19 protein-coding genes are annotated in these 18,594 nt (G+C 61.4%); 3 read left to right on the top strand and 16 right to left on the bottom strand.

Going from position 1 to position 18,594, the window contains the following annotated elements; translation table 11 throughout:
* Positions 1-3: 3 nt before the first annotated feature.
* The 6 genes from purL to purB form a co-directional block, all read right to left on the bottom strand.
* The gene (purL, locus tag HKD24_RS09065; RefSeq protein WP_194259995.1) at positions 4-2,208 is read right to left on the bottom strand and encodes a phosphoribosylformylglycinamidine synthase subunit PurL; all 2,205 of its coding nucleotides are present in this window, start codon (positions 2,206-2,208) and stop codon (positions 4-6) included.
* Positions 2,205-2,906 carry a phosphoribosylformylglycinamidine synthase subunit PurQ gene (gene purQ, locus HKD24_RS09060; RefSeq protein WP_062510433.1) on the bottom strand — a complete coding sequence of 234 codons (702 nt, stop codon included), beginning with the start codon at positions 2,904-2,906 and terminating at the stop codon, positions 2,205-2,207. Before purQ ends, purL begins: the two co-directional genes overlap by 4 nt.
* The gene (locus HKD24_RS09055; RefSeq protein ID WP_194259994.1) at positions 2,903-3,307 is read right to left on the bottom strand and encodes a Rap1a/Tai family immunity protein; all 405 of its coding nucleotides are present in this window, start codon (positions 3,305-3,307) and stop codon (positions 2,903-2,905) included. Before HKD24_RS09055 ends, purQ begins: the two co-directional genes overlap by 4 nt.
* Positions 3,304-3,546 (bottom strand): phosphoribosylformylglycinamidine synthase subunit PurS, encoded by a 243-nt coding sequence (gene purS, locus HKD24_RS09050; RefSeq protein ID WP_194259993.1) that lies wholly within the window; start codon positions 3,544-3,546, stop codon positions 3,304-3,306. The genes HKD24_RS09055 and purS overlap by 4 nt, the downstream gene beginning before the upstream one ends.
* Positions 3,543-4,307, bottom strand: a complete 765-nt coding sequence (gene purC / locus HKD24_RS09045) for a phosphoribosylaminoimidazolesuccinocarboxamide synthase (RefSeq protein WP_062497937.1) — start codon at positions 4,305-4,307, stop codon at positions 3,543-3,545. The genes purS and purC overlap by 4 nt, the downstream gene beginning before the upstream one ends.
* A gap of 135 nt (positions 4,308-4,442) precedes the next feature.
* A complete protein-coding gene (purB, locus tag HKD24_RS09040; protein WP_194259992.1) occupies positions 4,443-5,774 on the bottom strand; it encodes an adenylosuccinate lyase in 1,332 nt (443 codons plus the stop codon).
* A gap of 91 nt (positions 5,775-5,865) precedes the next feature.
* Here purB and HKD24_RS09035 point away from each other — a divergent pair, with 91 nt between their 5' ends.
* From HKD24_RS09035 to HKD24_RS09025, 3 genes are read left to right on the top strand one after another with little or no spacing between them, the layout of a single operon-like run.
* Positions 5,866-6,468: a YjbE family putative metal transport protein gene (locus HKD24_RS09035; RefSeq protein WP_062510436.1), complete on the top strand. Its 603-nt coding sequence runs from the start codon at positions 5,866-5,868 to the stop codon at positions 6,466-6,468.
* Positions 6,452-8,341, top strand: coding sequence for a lytic transglycosylase domain-containing protein (locus tag HKD24_RS09030; protein WP_194259991.1), 1,890 nt, complete (start codon positions 6,452-6,454; stop codon positions 8,339-8,341). The genes HKD24_RS09035 and HKD24_RS09030 overlap by 17 nt, the downstream gene beginning before the upstream one ends.
* Positions 8,331-8,816, top strand: coding sequence for a CinA family protein (locus HKD24_RS09025; RefSeq protein WP_194259990.1), 486 nt, complete (start codon positions 8,331-8,333; stop codon positions 8,814-8,816). The genes HKD24_RS09030 and HKD24_RS09025 overlap by 11 nt, the downstream gene beginning before the upstream one ends.
* 78 nt (positions 8,817-8,894) lie before the next feature.
* On the opposite strand, the gene HKD24_RS09020 is transcribed toward HKD24_RS09025, so the two are convergent.
* The 10 genes from HKD24_RS09020 to HKD24_RS08975 form a co-directional block, all read right to left on the bottom strand.
* Positions 8,895-9,215 carry a hypothetical protein gene (locus HKD24_RS09020; RefSeq protein ID WP_194259989.1) on the bottom strand — a complete coding sequence of 107 codons (321 nt, stop codon included), beginning with the start codon at positions 9,213-9,215 and terminating at the stop codon, positions 8,895-8,897.
* Positions 9,216-9,301: 86 nt separating this feature from the next.
* Positions 9,302-9,781 (bottom strand): type II toxin-antitoxin system RatA family toxin, encoded by a 480-nt coding sequence (locus HKD24_RS09015; protein WP_194259988.1) that lies wholly within the window; start codon positions 9,779-9,781, stop codon positions 9,302-9,304.
* Positions 9,781-10,746, bottom strand: a complete 966-nt coding sequence (gene lipA, locus HKD24_RS09010) for a lipoyl synthase (RefSeq protein ID WP_194259987.1) — start codon at positions 10,744-10,746, stop codon at positions 9,781-9,783. Before lipA ends, HKD24_RS09015 begins: the two co-directional genes overlap by 1 nt.
* A gap of 5 nt (positions 10,747-10,751) precedes the next feature.
* Entirely contained in the window at positions 10,752-12,158 is a 1,407-nt protein-coding gene (gene lpdA, locus HKD24_RS09005; RefSeq protein ID WP_194259986.1) for a dihydrolipoyl dehydrogenase, read from the bottom strand.
* Positions 12,159-12,161: 3 nt separating this feature from the next.
* Entirely contained in the window at positions 12,162-13,394 is a 1,233-nt protein-coding gene (locus HKD24_RS09000; RefSeq protein ID WP_194259985.1) for a pyruvate dehydrogenase complex dihydrolipoamide acetyltransferase, read from the bottom strand.
* A 5-nt stretch (positions 13,395-13,399) separates the two neighbouring features.
* Positions 13,400-14,767 (bottom strand): pyruvate dehydrogenase complex E1 component subunit beta, encoded by a 1,368-nt coding sequence (locus tag HKD24_RS08995; RefSeq protein ID WP_194259984.1) that lies wholly within the window; start codon positions 14,765-14,767, stop codon positions 13,400-13,402.
* Positions 14,768-14,770: 3 nt separating this feature from the next.
* Positions 14,771-15,775 carry a pyruvate dehydrogenase (acetyl-transferring) E1 component subunit alpha gene (gene pdhA / locus HKD24_RS08990; protein ID WP_011253792.1) on the bottom strand — a complete coding sequence of 335 codons (1,005 nt, stop codon included), beginning with the start codon at positions 15,773-15,775 and terminating at the stop codon, positions 14,771-14,773.
* Positions 15,776-15,929: 154 nt separating this feature from the next.
* Positions 15,930-16,856, bottom strand: a complete 927-nt coding sequence (trpC, locus tag HKD24_RS08985; protein ID WP_194259983.1) for an indole-3-glycerol phosphate synthase TrpC — start codon at positions 16,854-16,856, stop codon at positions 15,930-15,932.
* The gene (gene trpD, locus HKD24_RS08980; RefSeq protein WP_194260062.1) at positions 16,853-17,944 is read right to left on the bottom strand and encodes an anthranilate phosphoribosyltransferase; all 1,092 of its coding nucleotides are present in this window, start codon (positions 17,942-17,944) and stop codon (positions 16,853-16,855) included. Before trpD ends, trpC begins: the two co-directional genes overlap by 4 nt.
* Positions 17,941-18,537 (bottom strand): anthranilate synthase component II, encoded by a 597-nt coding sequence (locus tag HKD24_RS08975; RefSeq protein WP_194259982.1) that lies wholly within the window; start codon positions 18,535-18,537, stop codon positions 17,941-17,943. The genes trpD and HKD24_RS08975 overlap by 4 nt, the downstream gene beginning before the upstream one ends.
* Between the last annotated feature and the right edge of the window lie 57 nt (positions 18,538-18,594).

The following is an 18,594-nucleotide window of genomic DNA, read 5'->3' as shown; positions in this document are numbered from 1 at the left end:
AAATCAGGCCTCCTCACCCATGAACCGCGGGAAGAATGCGGCATTGATCTCCCGGAGACGTTCGGCACTGACGCGGACAGTGCCCGGAAGCTCCAGATCGGTGCCACCCGAACGCCCCAGGCGCATTGCCGAAACGTTGGCCTTCTCCGCCGCTGCGACAAGGGCTGCACCATCGGAAGTTGCAATAACATAGCAGCCCTGGTCCTCACCGAACCAGAAAGCATGCGCGGCAACATCTGTCGGAGCCGCCTCAAGCGTGCAGCCAACACCGCTCGCCATGACCATTTCCGCCACCGTCACCAGCAATCCGCCATCGGCAATGTCGTGACAGGCTGCAACCGCGCCTGCCGTAATCTGGCTGCGCACGAAGTCACCATTGCGACGCTCGACCGCAAGATCGACCACCGGCGGTGCACCATCTTCACGCTGGCAGATTTCGCGCAGCCAGAGCGACTGCCCAAGTTCGCCGCGAATGCCACCAACCAGCACCAGATCATGGGCATCCGGCATGGAAAGCCCGACGGACTTTGATGCATCCGTCAGAACGCCAAGCGCACCGATTGCTGGTGTCGGCAGGATCGCCTGAGCCTCGCCGGACGGAGAGCGCGTCTCGTTGTAAAGCGAGACGTTGCCGCTCACGACCGGGAAGTCGAGCGCACGGCAGGCATCGCCCATGCCTTTGATGGCATCGGCGAACTGCGCCATAATTTCCGGACGTTCCGGATTGCCGAAGTTGAGGTTGTCCGTCACGGCCAGCGGGATAGCGCCCGTTGCCGTGATGTTACGCCATGCTTCGGCCACAGCCTGTGCACCACCCGTTTTCGGATCAGCCTGACAGTAGCGCGGTGTGCAGTCCGTCGTCAGGGCAAGACCCAGACGCGTGCCTTCAACGCGCACAACAGCCGCATCGGCCGCACCCGGACGACGGGCCGTATTGCCACCAACCGAGCCGTCATACTGGTTCCAGACCCAGGCGCGGGATGCCAGATCCGGGCAACCGATCAGCGTCAGAAGCGCTTTCTCGATCCCTTCCGGGTCGGCCGGCGTCTCGATCCGTGCCGGTGCCGTCAGAGGCACAGTCGGGCGGTTATAGACCGGAGCCTCATCCGCCAGCGGGGCCAGCGGAATGTCAGCCTCGACCTCGCCCTTGTGGCGGATCGTGATGCGGCCCGTATCAGTCAGTTCACCGATGACGGCGAAATCCAGCTCCCACTTCGCGAAGATCGCGCGGGCGACTTCGGTCCGCTCGGGCTTGAGGACCATGAGCATGCGCTCCTGGCTCTCGGACAGCATCATCTCGTAAGCCGACATGTTCGGCTCGCGCTGCGGAACGGCATCGAGATTGAGTTCGATACCCACGCCACCCTTGCCTGCCATTTCAACGGCAGAAGATGTCAGACCCGCGGCACCCATGTCCTGAATGGCGACGATCGCATCCGTTGCCATGAGCTCAAGGCAGGCCTCGATCAGCAGCTTCTCGATGAACGGATCGCCAACCTGAACGGTCGGACGCTTGGACGCGGCTTCCTCGTCGAATTCCGCCGAAGACATGGTCGCACCGTGAATGCCGTCACGTCCCGTTTTGGAGCCGACATACACGACCGGATTGCCCACGCCAGCTGCAGCCGACAGGAAGATCTTGTCCTGCTTGGCCACACCCACCGTCATGGCGTTAACAAGTGGATTGCCGTCGTAGGCCTTGTGGAAGTTGACCTCGCCACCCACGGTCGGAACACCGACGCAGTTGCCATACCCGCCTACGCCACGGACAACGCCATCGACAATGCGACGCGTTCCCGCATGTTTCGGATCACCGAAACGCAGGGCATTGAGGTTTGCAACCGGACGTGCGCCCATCGTGAACACGTCACGAAGGATGCCGCCAACGCCTGTCGCAGCGCCCTGATAAGGCTCGATGAAGGATGGGTGGTTGTGGCTTTCCATCTTGAATACGGCGGCCAGACCCTCGCCGATATCCACGACGCCTGCGTTTTCGCCCGGACCATGGATGACCCATGGTGCCTTGGTCGGCAGCGTTTTGAGATGGATGCGGGACGATTTATAGGAGCAGTGCTCGGACCACATGACGGAGAAAATCCCGAGCTCCGTAAAGCTCGGCGTCCGTCCCATGATCGTGACAAGCTTGTCGTATTCCTCGCCGGTCAGTCCGAAAGACTGGGCAAGCTGGGCATCAATCGTCACACTCATCCGACAAGAGCCTCCACAAGGCCTTTGAAAAGCGGCACGCCGTCGGTTGCGCCAATTTCGGGGTCAGTCAGGTTCTCCGGGTGCGGCATCAGGCCACAGACACGGCCATTCTCGCTCAGGATACCGGCGATGGAGCGCGTGCTCCCGTTGGGGTTGGTCGTCCGGTCATCGTCCGAAACCGTGCCGTCCGCACCGCAATAGCGGAACGCCACGCGGCCCTCGCCTTCAAGGCGCTTCAGCGTCTCGGGCGAGGCTGTGTAGTTGCCGTCACCATGGGCGAGTGGCGCACGGAACACGTCGCCGCGCGTCCAGCCCTGCGTATAGGGCGAAGACGCGTTCTCGACCTTCAGGTGGCAGTCCTGCGACAGGAAGCGCAGACCCGCATTACGCAGAAGCGCACCCGGCAGCAGATGGGATTCCGTCAGGATCTGGAAGCCGTTGCAGACGCCCAGAACATGACCGCCCTTGCCTGCGAACGCCTTGACGTCACGCATGATCGGCGAGTGGGCGGCCATGGCACCACTGCGCAGATAATCCCCGAAGCTGAACCCACCCGGCAGCACCACGAGGTCCAGATCCCCCAGAGAGGCCTCCCCGTGCCAGATCAGACGCGGCGCCTGCCCCGTAACCAGCTTCAGGGCATGGACCATGTCGCGCTCCCGGTTCGTGCCGGGAAATACGACGATACCTGCCTTCATTTCTGGCCCTCCGCGGGAGCGGAAACATGACACGGATAGGTGTCATGCAGGGCGCGATAGACGGCCTTGCCTGCCGGTTCCGTCAGGGCATCGTTATGCGCATGCAGCCAGGCGACAACCAGACCACGCACCTGCGGTGCGGTCTGCTGGGCCGGAACGCAGAATGCCACCGGAGCGGACTCATCATGCGCAAAGCTGTCGTACTTCTTGGCCCAGGCCTCACCGTCCATCAGGCCGGACAGATAGGCGTCGCACATGCCGATGGACGACTTGCTGGAGCACATCTGCCCCAGAGCCTTGCCTGAAACCTTCGAGACACGCTGCGCGTGGGCCGGGGCTATAACGAGAGCCGGCGCAGCGACAAGGCCGGCCAGCAGGAGCATTGCGGAAAGACGGGTCATGCTGCCACCTCGACACTGAAATCCTCAATGACTTCATTGGCCAGCAGGGCGCGCGCCATGGCTTCACCCTGCGCCAGCGCATCGGCGGCATTGTCGGCCGGAACGTCAAGCTCGACGACGCGGTTGATGCGGACTTCGCCCAAGCCCTTGAAGCCGAGGGTTTCGAGAGCATGGCCCACGGCCTTGCCCTGCGGATCGAGAACGCCGTCTTTCAGGGAAACAAAAACACGGATTTTCACTGAACTGCCTCCGGACCCTTGAGGTCACCATTCCCGGACTCGGGCAGGATCCCGAGACGCTTTGCCACTTCCTGATATGCTTCCTCGACGCGACCCATGTCACGGCGGAAGCGATCCTTGTCCATTTTCTCGTTCGTCTTGGAATCCCACAGACGACAGTTATCCGGCGAAATCTCGTCCGCCAGAAGGATGCGCATCTCCTCGCCTTCCCAGATCCGCCCGAATTCCAGCTTGAAATCGACGAGCGTGATACCGACGGCCGTAAACATCCCCATCAGGAAATCGTTCGTCCGGAGCGCCAGCTGGTTCATGTCGTCCATGTCCTGCGGCGCGGCCCAGTTGAAGGCGGCGATGTGCTCTTCGGAAACCATCGGATCGCCAAGCGCATCGTTCTTGTAATAGTATTCAATGATCGTGCGCGGCAGGCGTGTCCCCTCGGGGATGCCGAGCCGCTTGGCCAGAGAGCCCGCCGCCACGTTGCGTACCACGACTTCAAGCGGAATGATCTCCACTTCGCGGATGAGCTGCTCACGCATGTTCAGCCGGCGGATGAAGTGGGTCGGGATGTTGATCTCGTGCAGCTTGAGCATCAGGTATTCGCTGATGCGGTTGTTCAGCACGCCCTTCCCGGTGATGATGCCGCTCTTCGCGCCGTTTCCGGCGGTGGCGTCATCCTTGAAGTACTGAACGAGTGTGCCGGGTTCTGGGCCTTCAAAAAGAACCTTGGCTTTGCCCTCATAGAGCTGGCGGCGGCGAGCCATGAGCAATCCTTAGCGTTGCGCCGTCCTGACAGGAAATGCAGACGGCTGGAGCAGCGACGAATTGTGGTTCCATAGCATTGCGGAACCGGAACTGCGAGTGTGCGGGGTGCAGGAAATCCACGCCCCCCAGACCTCTCAGTCAAAGATGCGGGCGAAGATACGATCCACGGCGCGAAGATGCTGTGCCGGATCGAACGCCTGATCGAGAATCTCCTTGCTGACACGACCGGACACTTCCGGATCGGCCTCGAGGTTTTCACGGAAGGTCTTAAAGCCCGGCTTGCCCAGCTTCGTCCATGTTTCCATGGCGTTACGCTGCACGATGCGATAGGCGTCTTCACGCGAAATACCGGCACGGGCCAGCGTCAGCAGCACTTCGCCGGAATGGACGACGCCACCCAGGCTCTCCATGTTCGCGATCATCTGCTCAGGGTAGACGACCAGTTTTTCCATCATCCCGGCCAGACGGATCAGCGCGAAATCCAGACCGATCGTCGCATCGGGGCAGATGTTGCGCTCGACGGCAGAGTGGCTGATGTCCCGCTCATGCCACAGCGCGACATTTTCCAGCGCCGGGATGACATGCGAGCGGATCAGGCGCGCCAGACCCGTCAGGTTCTCCGACAGGACAGGGTTGCGCTTGTGCGGCATTGCCGAGCTGCCCTTCTGCCCCTTGTGGAAGAACTCTTCCGCTTCCCGGACTTCCGAACGCTGCAGATGACGGACCTCGACAGCCAGCCGCTCGATGCCGCTGGCGATCACGCCGAGCGTGCAGAAGAATGCGGCATGACGGTCACGCGGAATGACCTGCGTGGACACGCTCTCGACAGCCAGACCCAGCTTGTCGGCCACATATTCTTCGATTTCCGGGTCGATATGGGCATAGGTGCCGACAGCGCCGGAGATGGCACAGACTGCAATTTCCTTGCGTGCCTGAATCAGACGGGCGCGGTTGCGGGCGAATTCGGCGTAGTGTCCGGCGATCTTCAGGCCAAAGCTGGTCGGCTCGGCATGGATGGCATGGCTGCGGCCGATCGTGACCGTGTTGCGGTGCTCATAGGCGCGGGCCTTCAGGGCGGCGAGAACGCGGTCCAGATCTTCTAGCAGAAGATCGGCGGCCTGCGTCATCTGAACGGACAGGCAGGTATCCAGCACGTCCGAAGACGTCATGCCCAGATGGACGAAACGGCTGTCGGGGCCGACCTTTTCCGCAAGCCAGGTCAGGAACGCGATGACGTCGTGGCGCGTTTCAGCCTCGATCTCGTCAATGCGGGCCAGATCCGCATCGGAGAACGCAGCCATGGCGGCGTCGCCCTTCTCGCGGATGGTCTTGGCTGATTCGGCGGGAATGTCACCCCGTTTCGCCATGGCTTCGCAGGCAAGGGCTTCGATCTCGAACCAGATGCGAAAACGGTTGGCGGGAGACCAGATGGCAGTCATCTGCGGACGGCTGTAACGGGGTACCATGGGAACTCCGGATGCGGGGTGGGTCTTTACGGAGGCTGCTTAGACCAAATACGAAGATATTGCACGGACCCCTTTTCGGAAGAATGACACCTTGGCCCCTGACTCTCTGCTTCATGCCCTGATCGCCCTCGGCCAGATCACCCTGATCGACATCACCCTCGCCGGCGATAATGCCGTCGTGATCGGGATGGCCGTTCGCAATCTCGAAGGGCGGCAGCGCCGTCTGGCCATCCTGTTCGGAACGGGTTTTGCGGCCATCCTCCGTGTTGGCCTGGCCCTGCTGGCAACAACGCTCCTCTCCGTAGTGGGGCTGACCTTGGCTGGTGGTTTTCTGCTTCTCTGGGTCTGCTGGAAAATGTACCGCGAACTTCGTGTCGGCGAGCATCACGAGGACGTTGAACCCGCTCCGCCGCGTCTTGGCCCCGCCGTGCTCCGGATTGTGGTGGCCGATCTGTCCATGAGCCTTGATAATGTGCTGGCTGTTGCCGGTGCCGCCGTCGGACATCCATGGATTCTTGTTTCGGGGCTTGTGCTGTCGGTCCTGCTGATGGGGCTTGCGGCATCTGTCATCGCCAATCTTCTGGCCCGTTACAGCTGGATCGCATGGATCGGCCTGCTGGTGGTTCTGGGGGTTGCAATCGAACTCATCATCCGCGGTGGCGGAGAGGTCTGGCATCATGTTCTTCCGACATAAGAAAGCTCTCCTGACCGGCCTGACGGCGATCCTTGCGGCGTCCTCGGCCCTCGCCGCTACACCGTCAGACCTGCCTACCCCACCAGTGCGGGAGCGGCTGGCGGAATGGCTGGTTCTTGTCGGGCCGGGCGGTACGGGCCTTCCGGCACAGCGCTATGCGGACTTCCTGCGACAGACGCCTCAATGGCCGCAGAGAGCCCGGATGCTGTGGCGCTACCAGAACGCGCTGTCCCGGACATCCGATCCGCAGATCCTGAATACGCTCTGTCCGTTATACCCCCTCACGCTGCCCACAGCGTTCAATACCTGCATGGACCATCTGCCGGACGCCCCCGCCACTGCGCGCCGTCTCTGGCTGTCGGGCATTGCCCTGACCGCTGCGGAAGAACAGACTCTGCTCCAGCGTTTCGGGCAGGTTTTCACGGATGCCGACCAGTGGACCCGCTATGAAGCGCTGGAACTGAGGGGGCAGTTCTCTGCCGCATCCCGCCAGATTGAGCGTCTGTCTGCGGATCAGCAGCCTCTGGCCCAGGCACGCCTGGGCGAACGTCTGGCTTCACCCGATGCAGACTCCCGCTTTGCGTCCCTGCCCGCGGATCTGCAATCCGACCCGACCCTGATTCGCTACCGCCTGCGTGCCCTTCGCCGTGGAGACAGGCTGGATGAAGCACTTGCCCTGTGGTCTGCACAGGGCGCGTCCCTTCAGCAGGCCAATCCTTCGCATGACTGGTCGTCCGAACGCATCAGTCTTGCCCGGGCCCTGCTGTTGGCCGGGCGTCCGAAAGAAGCTGCGGATCTTGCAGACGACACCACACTGTCCCCTGACACGACGGACCGTCAGGAAGCTGCGCTGCTAAGCGGGATAATCGCCCTGCGGGAACTTCAGGCCCCGGCCCGCGCGCAGAAATTCTTTGAGCCTCTCCAGAACGCGACCTCGCTCCAGATGCAGGCCCGCGGTTATTACTGGACAGGCCGCGCCTTGCAGGCTGCCAGCCGACAGCAACAGGCTGAGGCGGCTTTCCGCAAGGCCGCCGCGTTTCCCACAACGTTCCCCGGACAGCTCGCTCTTGCAGCCATGACCGGGGATAACGGGATTCTGACAAGCGGGCAGTCATCCACGGCCTTTGATAATGCGCTGCTACAGGCCCTTCATTCCCTTCCCGCACCGCAGGCCGGAACACTCAATCGCCCGGACCTGCTTGAAGCGGCCACTGATCTTGTTCAGGCGGGCGATCCCGATCATGCCCGGGATTCCCTTATGATGCTGGAAGTGGTCAATCCGTCGCCCGAGGGTCAGAAAGCCGTCGCCGATGCAGCTGCCGGCCTCGGGGTAGCAGCGCCGGAAGTGTTTGCGTCCTACGCCTTGGCCCGCAAAGGAATTGCCCTGTATCCGCAGGGCTTTCCCGATCCTTACCCTTCTGCCTCGACCGTTCCTGATGGCCTCCTGCCCGCCATCATCCGGCAGGAAAGTGGTTTTGATCCGGATGCTCTCAGCGGGGCACATGCGGTCGGGCTGTTACAGCTTCTCCCGGCTGCAGCAAAGGATGTGGTGCGCAAGGCACATATGGGGCCAATCAATGTCTCCGCAGCGGCTCTGACTGACCCTGAGACGAACCTGAAGGTAGGCAATGCCTATGTCTCACAGCTTCTGCAGCGTTTCGGGAACGTGATCCCCTATGCGCTGGCAGCGTATAATGCCGGTCCGCACAGGGTGGACCTCTGGCTGAAAGCTGACCCGCCGTCAGATCCGCTTTCCGAAGACGGTCTACTCGACTGGATTGAGCGTCTGCCTTATCGCGAGACGCGTCTTTATATCGAAAATATCGAGGCAGGCATGATGATCTACCACGTCAGGAATACCCGTGCCGGATAACGGGATCCGCATACTCGCCGAGCAGGTTCTGGATCATCTGCATCAGTCCGGCCGGAGACTGGTGACCGTGGAAAGCTGCACAGGCGGATTGATCAGCGCTGCCCTGAGCGACATTCCGGGTTCATCCGAGGTGCTGGAAGGTGGTTTCGTAACCTATTCAAACGCGCTGAAAATGAGTGCAGTCGGTGTTCCCGAGGCCATTCTGTCTCAATACGGCGCTGTCAGTGTCCAGACTGCCGAGGCGATGGCAGCAGGCGCGCTTGTGCATGCAATGGATGCGGATCTTGCTGTGTCAGTGACAGGTATAGCGGGCCCGGGTGGCGGGACCGATCTCAAACCAGTTGGAACCGTGTGCTTCGGACTGGCGCTCCGCTCAGGCCCAGTCATAACGGCGCAATGCCATTTCAAGGGCGATCGCAGCAGTATCCGCACCCAGTCCGTCCAGCAGGCTCTCCGGATGGTCCTGAACACCTGACACAAAAAAAAACGGCTTCCGAAGAGACGGAAGCCGTTGTCCTGAAAATCAATGAAGACCTGAAGTCTGCCTGATGCTTCAGTTGCCCTGCGTCGGAGCCGGCATCGTGGATGCAGGAGGGGCCGGCGGAGCAGCCTGGAGGCTCGGTGCGGTCGGAACGGCCGTCGGTGCTGCCGGGGGAACGGCGGCGGTTGGTGCCATCGGGGAAACCGGCGTCTGGGCCTGCTGCAGCGAACGAGCGTTCAGGGCGTCCGTTGCGGACTCGCTGTCGGTCTTGTGCTGCTGACCCATCTTGTCGTGATGCTTGCCGTGGTGGTGATGGTGCTCAGCCGCGATGGCGGGAGAAGCAGCAGCAACCAGAGCAGTCAGGGCGAAAGCGCCGAAAGAAATCTTTTTCATGACGTAATCCTTTTCATATCACCATGACGGTGCTTGAGACCTGAAACGGTTCACGCACCGGATGGTTCTTGAAACACTACGAAATTTTACGTCCTTTGGGAAAGGCCCGGTGTCGAAGGGGAACTCTTCGCACCCTGCGTTCCGTAGATGTCCCGTGCCCGCTTGATGAAAGCGGAGACCATCAGGCGCACGCCTTCATTGAACACGACGCCCATCGCGTTCTGCAGAAGCCGTGAGCGGAATTCGAAATCCACGAAGAAATCGACCAGACATCCTCGCGGATCGGGCGTGAACGTCCAGACATTGTTCAGGTAACGGAAAGGCCCCTTCTCATAGCGCACGCGGATGCGCGATGGCCGCTCCAGCGTCACGCGGCTGGTGAAGGTTTCACGAAACGGACCAAATCCGATCGTCAGATCCGCCACCAGTACCTGCTCCGTCTGGGTGCGGATGTTGGCCTTCACGCACCAGGGCAGGAACTGCGGATACTTCTCCACATCCGCCACGAGATCAAAAAGCTGGTCCGGCGTGTAGGCGATCAACCGTTGCTCGGCATGTGTCGGCATCAGAGACTTTCTTTCAGACGGCTGTTCCGCGCAGCCTGAAGCTTCGCGAAGTCGCTGTCCGCATGGTAGGAGGACCTGGTCAGCGGACTGGCACTGACCTGAAGAAATCCTTTTGAACGGGCAGCAGTAGCATAGCCGTCAAACTCTTCGGGCGTAACAAACTTTTCGACAGCGGCGTGCTTCACGGAAGGCTGGAGATACTGCCCCAGAGTCAGGAAATCGACGTCTGCGATCCTGAAATCATCCATGACCTGAGACACCTCCATCCGCTCCTCGCCAAGGCCAAGCATCAGGCCAGACTTGGTGAAAATGGAAGGATCCAGTTTCTTTACCCCGTCTAGAAGACGGACCGACTGGTAGTAACGCGCACCGGGTCGAATGGTGGGGTAAAGGCGGGGCACGGTCTCGATATTGTGATTGAAAACGTCCGGCCGAGCCGCCACCACGACCTCCAGAGCGCCCTCCTTGCGAAGGAAATCAGGCGTCAGGATCTCGATCGTGGTCTGCGGAGAGGTCTCGCGGATCGCATGGATAACCCGTGCGAAATGCTCTGCACCCCCATCTTCCAGATCATCGCGGTCTACGGAGGTGATGACGACATGCCTGAGACCCAGCTTCGCCACGGCCTCTCCGACACGCCGCGGTTCATCCGCATCGAGATGCTTCGGCAGACCGGTCGTGACATTGCAGAATGCGCAGGCCCGTGTGCAGATCTCGCCCATGATCATCATCGTGGCATGACGCTGCGACCAGCATTCCCCGATATTGGGACATGCCGCTTCCTCGCAGACCGTCACCAGCCCCGCATCCCGCATGAGCGCACGGGTCTCGTGATAGACGGGATGGTTCGGCGCCTTGACCCGGATCCAGGATGGTTTGCGCTGGATCGGGTTGTCAGGCCGGTGCGCCTTCTCCGGATGCCGGACAGGCGCCTCGCGATGATCGATGGTGATGCGCTGGGACATGATGCTCAGATATGGAGCGGGCCGTCGAAGGCCGCCAGGGTTGCCTCGTGCATGGTTTCGGAAATGGTCGGGTGCGGGAAGACCGTTTCGATCAGCTCCGCTTCCGTCAGTTCACCCGTGCGGGTGATGACATAGCCCTGGATCATTTCCGTAACCTCGGCACCGATCATGTGAGCGCCCAGAAGCTCTCCGGTCGTTGCATCAAACACGGTCTTGACCATGCCGTCCGTCTCACCCATCGCGACGGCCTTGCCGTTGGCAATGAACGGGAAACGGCCAACCTTCACCTTGTGACCGGCAGCAATGGCCTTCTCTTCGCTGAGCCCCACAGAGGCGATCTGCGGACGCGAATAGGTGCAACCCGGGATATTCAGCGGATGGAGCGGCTGCGGCGAACGACCCGCAATCTTTTCCACGCACAGGATGCCTTCATGGCTCGCCTTGTGGGCCAGCCACGGAGCCCCCGCGACGTCACCGATCGCATAGATCCCCGGCTCGCCGGTGCGGCAGAAGCCGTCCGTCACGATATGGGTCCGCTCGACCTGGACCTTGGTGCTCTCAAGCCCCAGATCCTCGACATTGCCGACGATACCGACCGCGCAGATCACGCGATCCACCGTCAGATCGACCTTCCCGGTCGGGCTCTCGATCGTCGTGGAGACCTCGTTCTCACCCTTGTTCAGCGGCCCGACCTTCGCGCTGGTGATGATCTTCATCCCCTGCTTCTCGAAAGCCTTGCGGGCAGTGGCACTGATTTCCGGATCTTCGGCGATCAGGATCCGGTCCGCGACTTCGGCAATCGTGACCTCACTGCCCATGTTCCGGTAGAACGACGCGAACTCAATGCCGATAGCGCCCGAACCGATGACGAGAAGCCGCTTGGGCAGTTCCTTCGGCGTCATGGCCTCGCGTGCACCCCAGATCAGGGTACCATCCGTTTCCAGACCCGGAAGCTGACGGCCGCGCGCACCCGTTGCAAGGATGACATGCGGCGCCTTGATGGTGGCAACCGCAGCGCCATCCTTGGTGATGGCGACCTGATGCGCCTCGCCAGAACGACCAGCCAGCTTTGCACGACCGTCAAACGTCGTGACCTTGGCCTTCTTCAGCAGATGCGCAATGCCGCCGCCCATCCGGCGCGCGATGCTGCGCGAACGCCCCACGATTTTGGACAGGTCGAACGAGATATTGTCGGCGGAGAGACCGAACGTTCCCAGTTCGTGAAGCAGGTGGTGAATTTCCGAAGACCGCAGAAGCGCCTTGGTCGGAATGCAGCCCCAGTTGAGGCAGACACCGCCGAAATGCGTGCTTTCCACGATCGCCACGCTCATGCCGAGCTGGCTGGCGCGAAGGGCCGCTACATAGCCGCCGGGGCCGCCACCAACAACAATCAGATCGAATGTATCGGACATGGTTCAGACCACCAGAGTGTAAGGGTTCTGCACGATATCGCGCAACGCATTCAGCCATTCGGCCCCAAGGGCACCATCGACCGCACGATGATCGACCGACAGCGTCGCCGTCATTACGGTCGCAACCGCGATTTCCGAACCACGCACAACGGCCCGCTTTTCGCCGGATGCAATCGCCAGGATGCCAGCCTGCGGCGGATTGATGATCGCCGCGAATTCGCGCACGCCGAACATGCCCATATTGGAAATGGAGAACGTCCCGCCCTGGAACTCTTCGGGCTTGAGCTTTCCGGCCCGTGCACGCTTGGCCAGATCCTTGGCTTCGACGCTGATTTCCCGCAGGGACTTGCGATCGGCGTCGCGGATGATCGGCGTGATTAACCCATCCGGAACCGATACGGCCATCGAAATGTCCACGTTCTCGAAATGCAGCGTCTCGGCATCCGTGAACTGGACGTTCACACCCGGCACCTTCTTCAGTGCGAGCGCCACCGCCTTGATCATCATGTCGTTGACGGAGATCTTGAAGCTGTTTTCCTGTGCCGTGGCGTTCAGCTTCGAGCGAAGTTCCAGCAGCGCATCAAGTTCGATATCGACCGAGACATAGAAATGCGGGACCTGCGTCTTGGACTCCGTCAGACGGCGCGCGATGACCTTGCGCATCGTCGAGTTCGGAACACGGCGGACCGTTTCTTCCGAAGTCGTGACAGGAGCGTCCGCAGGAGCCGCTTTCGGGGCTGCCTTGGGGGCGTTCGGACCCTTTTCAACATCACGCTTGAGGATACGGCCATTCGGGCCGCTCCCCGTCAGCGCGCCCAGGGCAATGCCCCGCTCACGCGCCATACGCTTGGCCAGCGGAGAGACAAAAATCCGCTCGCCCTTGTCTTCGGCCGGAGCCTTCGCCGTCGTGGAAGCAGGTTTCGCCTCTGCAGGCGCCGCCTCGGCCTTTGGAGCCGCGGCACTCTGGGCGGAGGAAGCTTCAGGGACAGCTTCACCCTCTTCCACCAGAACAGCAATCGGCGTGTTGACCGGGATGCCCTCGACGCCTTCCTGAATCAGGATGCGCCCAAGAATGCCCTCGTCCACGGCTTCCACTTCCATGGTCGCCTTGTCGGTCTCGATCTCGGCAATCACGTCGCCGGCGGAGACGGTGTCGCCTTCGGCTTTGAGCCAGCGGGCCAGCTTGCCCTCGGTCATGGTCGGCGACAGCGCCGGCATCAGGATATCGGTAGCCATCGTTGTCAGTCCCGCAGCTGCTTGCGAACGGCATCCACAACCCATTCGGGTTTCGGAAGCGCCAGTTTTTCGAGATTGGCCGCATAGGGCATCGGCAGGTCGAGCCCGCAGACACGCGCCGGCGGAGCATCGAGCCAGTCAAAGGCCTGCTCCACGGCCACGGTGCAGATTTCCGCACCAATACCCGCCACCGGCCAGCCTTCCTCAACGGAGACGATCCGGTTCGTCTTCTTCACACTGCGCACGATTGTTTCGGTGTCCAGCGGACGGATCGAGCGCAGGTTGATGACTTCGGCCGAGATGCCTTCATCCGCCAGGATCGCTGCGGCTTCCAGCGCCACGCCAACCATGATGGAGAACGCTACCAGCGTCACATCCGTTCCTTCCCGCTCGATCTTCGCGCGACCGATCGGCAGGATGAAATCTTCATCTACCGGGCACGGGAATTTCTGACCGTAAAGGATCTCGTTTTCCAACACGATGACCGGGTTCGGATCACGGATGGCCGCGCGCAGCAGCCCCTTCGCATCCGCTGCTGACCAGGGAGCCACGACCTTCAGGCCCGGAATATGCGCGTACCAGCTTGCAAAGCACTGGGAATGCTGAGCACCCACACGGGCCTCAGCACCGTTCGGACCACGGAATACAATGGGGCAGCCCATCTGACCGCCGGACATGTACAGCGTCTTGGCAGCGGAGTTGATGATGTGATCGACAGCCTGAAGCGAGAAGTTCATGGTCATGAACTCGACGATAGGCTTCAGCCCCGTCAGTGCTGCACCAACGGCCATGCCCGTAAAGCCGTGCTCGGTAATGGGCGTATCGATGACGCGCTTGTCGCCAAACTCTTCCAGCAGGCCCTGGCTGATCTTGTAGGCGCCCTGATACTGCGCCACTTCCTCACCAATCAGGAACACGTCCTCGTCACGACGAAGCTCGGCCGCCATGGCATCACGCAGCGCCTGACGGACGGTGATCTCGCTGGTTTCGCCCCAGTCGCGATCATCCTCGGCCTGTGCCACTTCAGGCGCTTCGGTGATTGCCGGATCGGACGGCGTCTCAATGGCGACAGGTGCACCGACGGCCGGGTCGGAAGACCGCACGACATCATCGGCAGCAGAAGCATCCTCGCCTTCTGCCAGAAGCACGGCAATCGGCGTATTAACCGCAATGTTCTGCGTGCCTTCGTCTACCAGCGTCTTGCCGATCACGCCCTCATCCACGGCTTCGACTTCCATCGTCGCCTTGTCGGTCTCGATCTCGGCAATCACGTCACCGGCTGAGACAGCATCACCGGCCTTCTTGACCCAGCGGGCCAGCGTACCTTCGGTCATGGTCGGCGAGAGAGCCGGCATCAGAATCAGAGATGCCATGGATCAGGCCTCCACCAGAATATCGGTCCAGAGTTCGGACACGTCCGGCTCCGGGCTTGTCTGCGCAAATTCGGTCGCGTCCGCCACGATGGCTTTCACGTCCGTCTCGATGTCCTTGAAGACACTCTCTTCGATGCCGCTGCGCAGCATTTCGGCCTTCAGCGTCTCGATCGGATCGCGCGTGCGGCGCATTTCCTCGACTTCCGCGCGCTGACGGTATTTTGCCGGATCGGACATGGAGTGCCCGCGATAGCGATAGGTTTCCATCTCCAGCAGGAACGGACCCTTGCCCGAGCGGCAGTATTCCATGGCTTCCTGCGCAGCTTCATGCACGGCAAAAATATCCATGCCGTCCACCTTGCGGCTGGCAATGCCCCAGGGTTCGCCATTGCGGGACAGATCCTTGGACGCCGAGGCGCGCTCGATGGACGTGCCCATGCCGTAGCGGTTGTTTTCGATCACATAGATGCAGGGCAGCTTGTGCAGGGCAGCGAGATTGAAGCTCTCATAGACCTGCCCCTGTGCCGACGCACCCTCGCCGAAATACACGATCGAGACCTCGTCCGTGCCGCGATACTTGTTGGCAAACGCCAGACCCGTACCGAGGGCCACCTGCGCGCCGACGATGCCATGGCCGCCATAGAACTCCTTTTCACGGGAGAACATGTGCATGGAACCGCCCTTGCCGTGCGAATATCCACCGGAGCGGCCCGTCAGTTCCGCCATGACACCACGCGGCGTCATGCCCGCCACGAGCATCTGCCCATGGTCACGATAGGATGTGATGGACTTGTCGCCCTGCTTCATGTTGAGGCCGATCCCGACCACAACGGCTTCCTGCCCGATATACAGATGGCAGAAGCCGCCGATCAGACCCATGCCGTAAAGCTGTCCGGCCTTTTCCTCAAAGCGCCGGACAAGAAGCATGTCCCTGTAAGCGCGCTTCATGGTCTCCGGCGAAAGGGCCGGACCGTTGCTCCGGCCTGAAGCGGACGGTGTCTCGTCCATGACGGTCTCCTGATGGAAATGCACAAAATCCTGCATGCTCTTAACGGCAGAACCCGCCAAAAGCCAGACCATGTCTCTGCGTTTGCGGAGAGCATCAGCCTGCCGGATGTGCCGTGGAAAAACGGCTCAGACCGCCCCGGAAGGCAGCCTGAAATCAAACGAAACCAAGCAGGCGGCGTGCGGCAACGCCCGGATCAGGCTCGCGCAGCAGGCTCTCGCCCACCAGAACCGCGCTCGCTCCGACTGCCCCGACCTTCATCATGTCGTCCTGCGTCCGGATACCGCTTTCGGAGACGACCAGACGATCAGGCGGCACCAGTGGCGCAAGGTCGATCGTTGTCTGGATGTCGGTTTTCAGTGTGCGCAGGTTGCGGTTGTTGATGCCGATCAGGAACGTATCCAGAGCCAGTGCCCGGTTCAGTTCGGCCTCGTCATGGACTTCCAGCAGGACGTCCATGTCCAGCCCGCGCGCAATCGCGATCAGCTCGGCAGCCTGTGTCTCTGTCAGGACCGCCATGATCAGCAGGATGCAGTCTGCCCCGATCAGACGGCTTTCATGCACCTGCCAGGGGTCCAGAATGAAGTCCTTGCGCAGGATCGGCAGACTGCAGGCTTCGCGCACGGCCCGGATGTCATCCGTGCTGCCATGGAAACAGGAACCCTCTGTCAGGACGGACAGGCAGGTTGCCCCGGCAGCCTGATATTCCTGTGCGATCTCGACCGGATTGTAGTCCGGACGCAGGATGCCGGCAGACGGAGACGCCTTCTTGATCTCGGCAATCAGCCCGACCTGGCGATCGGCCGTAAGATGCTGCAGTGCCTGACCGAAGCCCCGCGTTGGTACCGTGACTTCCCGCGCGCGCGCCGTGATTTCCTTGAGCGACATGATCTGCGAGCGCTGCTCGATGTCCACCCGTGTCCGGGCACAGATCCGCGCGAGAACGTCACTGCGGTCAGCCGCGGTTTCCGCTTCGGGGTCCTTGATGGGAGGAGTCGTCGTTTCCGGAACTTCCGGATCCGGGAACTGTTCCGTTCCCTCAGGCGAATAGGTCATCGCCGGTCGATGGTCCATGAATGTCATGATCGTCCTGCGTCTGTGGAAGCTATGGAGGGAGCTGACATGCGCGCACGTTCGAGCGCGGCACGGGCAAGGCCCCGGTCGATGGAGTCTGCCGCCAGTCCTACATTGCGACGGAAAGCCGGCGCGTCAATCGCACCGCCCTTCACGATATCACCGCGCCCTGCCACATGCAGGGCCGCGGCAGCATTGAGAAGCACCGTATCCCGATAGGCACCGCCTGCACCATCAAGCAGGGAAACCAGTGCTGAAGCATTTGTCCGGGCGTCTCCACCCCGGATGGCTGAGATGGGAGTAGCCTGGAGGCCGGCCATTTCCGGCTCGATCCCGAATGAAAAGAGGGCGTCATTCTGCCAGGCCGAGACCTGCGATGGTCCGGCCAGCGTGAGTTCGTCGCTCCCCCCTTCTTCGGTCGAGCCATGCACCACCCAGACCGAAAGACTGCCCAGTGCGCCGAGCGCCCGGGCCACGGGTTCGCACCACCGACCATCGAACACGCCGATCAGCTGGTGGCGCACCTGAGCCGGATTGCACAGCGGGCCAAGCAGGTTGAACAAAGTGCGGAATCCCAGTGCTTTCCGCACCGGAGCAGCATGCCGCATGGCCGGATGATGCTGGGGGGCGGCCAGAAAGACCAGACTGTCTTCCCGCAGCCGCCTGCCCTGCAACTCCAGATCGTCCGTGGGCGGAATACCCAGAACTTCGAGCACGTCCGTGGCCCCTGTTGCCGAGGACAGGGCGCGGTTGCCGTGCTTGGCTACCGGAACACCAAGCCCTGCCAGCACGAAAGCCACGGCGGTCGAGACATTGAGCGTTTTCAGCCGGTCTCCACCCGTCCCGCATACGTCGATCGCGCCTTCAGGAACATTCGGAAGAGCCGTCATGTGGTGACGGACAGCCTGAACGGCTCCGGTCAGTTCAGCGAAAGTCTCGCCCCGGAGTTTCAGCGCTGTCAGGAAAGCGGAGAGATGAACCGGGTCGACTTCTCCCGCCATGATGGCGTGAAAAGCACTTTCCGCCTCATGACCATCGAGCGGCTGTCCCGAGGCCGCCTTATGCAGAAGGGCCGTGAAATCCACACTCACTGTTATGCAGCCTGTGACGTAAGAACCGGAATTCCTGCGATCTTCAGAAAATTGGCCAAAAGATCCCGGCCCGCAACGGATGCGATACTCTCGGGATGGAACTGGACGCCATGCACGGGATAATCACGGTGGCGCACGCCCATGATGACGCCATCTTCCGTGCGGGCATTGACCACAAGCGTTTCCGGAATGCTGTCCGGTGCCAGCGTCAGGCTGTGATAGCGCACCACATCCACCGGATCCGGCAGTCCGGCAAAGACGCCCGTTCCGTCATGGTGCACCGCGTTGATCTTGCCATGCATCGGTACAGGCGCGCGTACGACATCTGCCCCGAAAACCTGCCCAATCGCCTGATGACCAAGGCACACTCCGAATACCGGCACCTTGCCTGCCGCAGCACGGATCAGATCACAGCAGATTCCGGCTTCGGCTGGGGCGCCAGGGCCTGGAGAGATCACGATTGCGGACGGATTGAGCGCCAGGGCCTCGTCGACGCTCAGCGCGTCATTGCGCCGCACATCACATTCAACTCCAAGCGCACCCAGATGGTGGACGATGTTGAAGGTGAAGCTGTCGTAATTGTCGATGAGAAGGATCATGACAACAGAATGACGCCCGTGTCTGTTTTCGTCAAATACATCGCGCTTCGGGGGCTC

It is taken from the genome of Gluconobacter vitians (assembly GCF_015244565.1).
In the GTDB taxonomy this organism is placed as follows: Bacteria; Pseudomonadota; Alphaproteobacteria; order Acetobacterales; family Acetobacteraceae; genus Gluconobacter; species Gluconobacter vitians.
The sequence above is the reverse complement of the archived record's forward strand: the minus strand, read 5'-3'. Positions and strand labels throughout refer to the sequence as shown.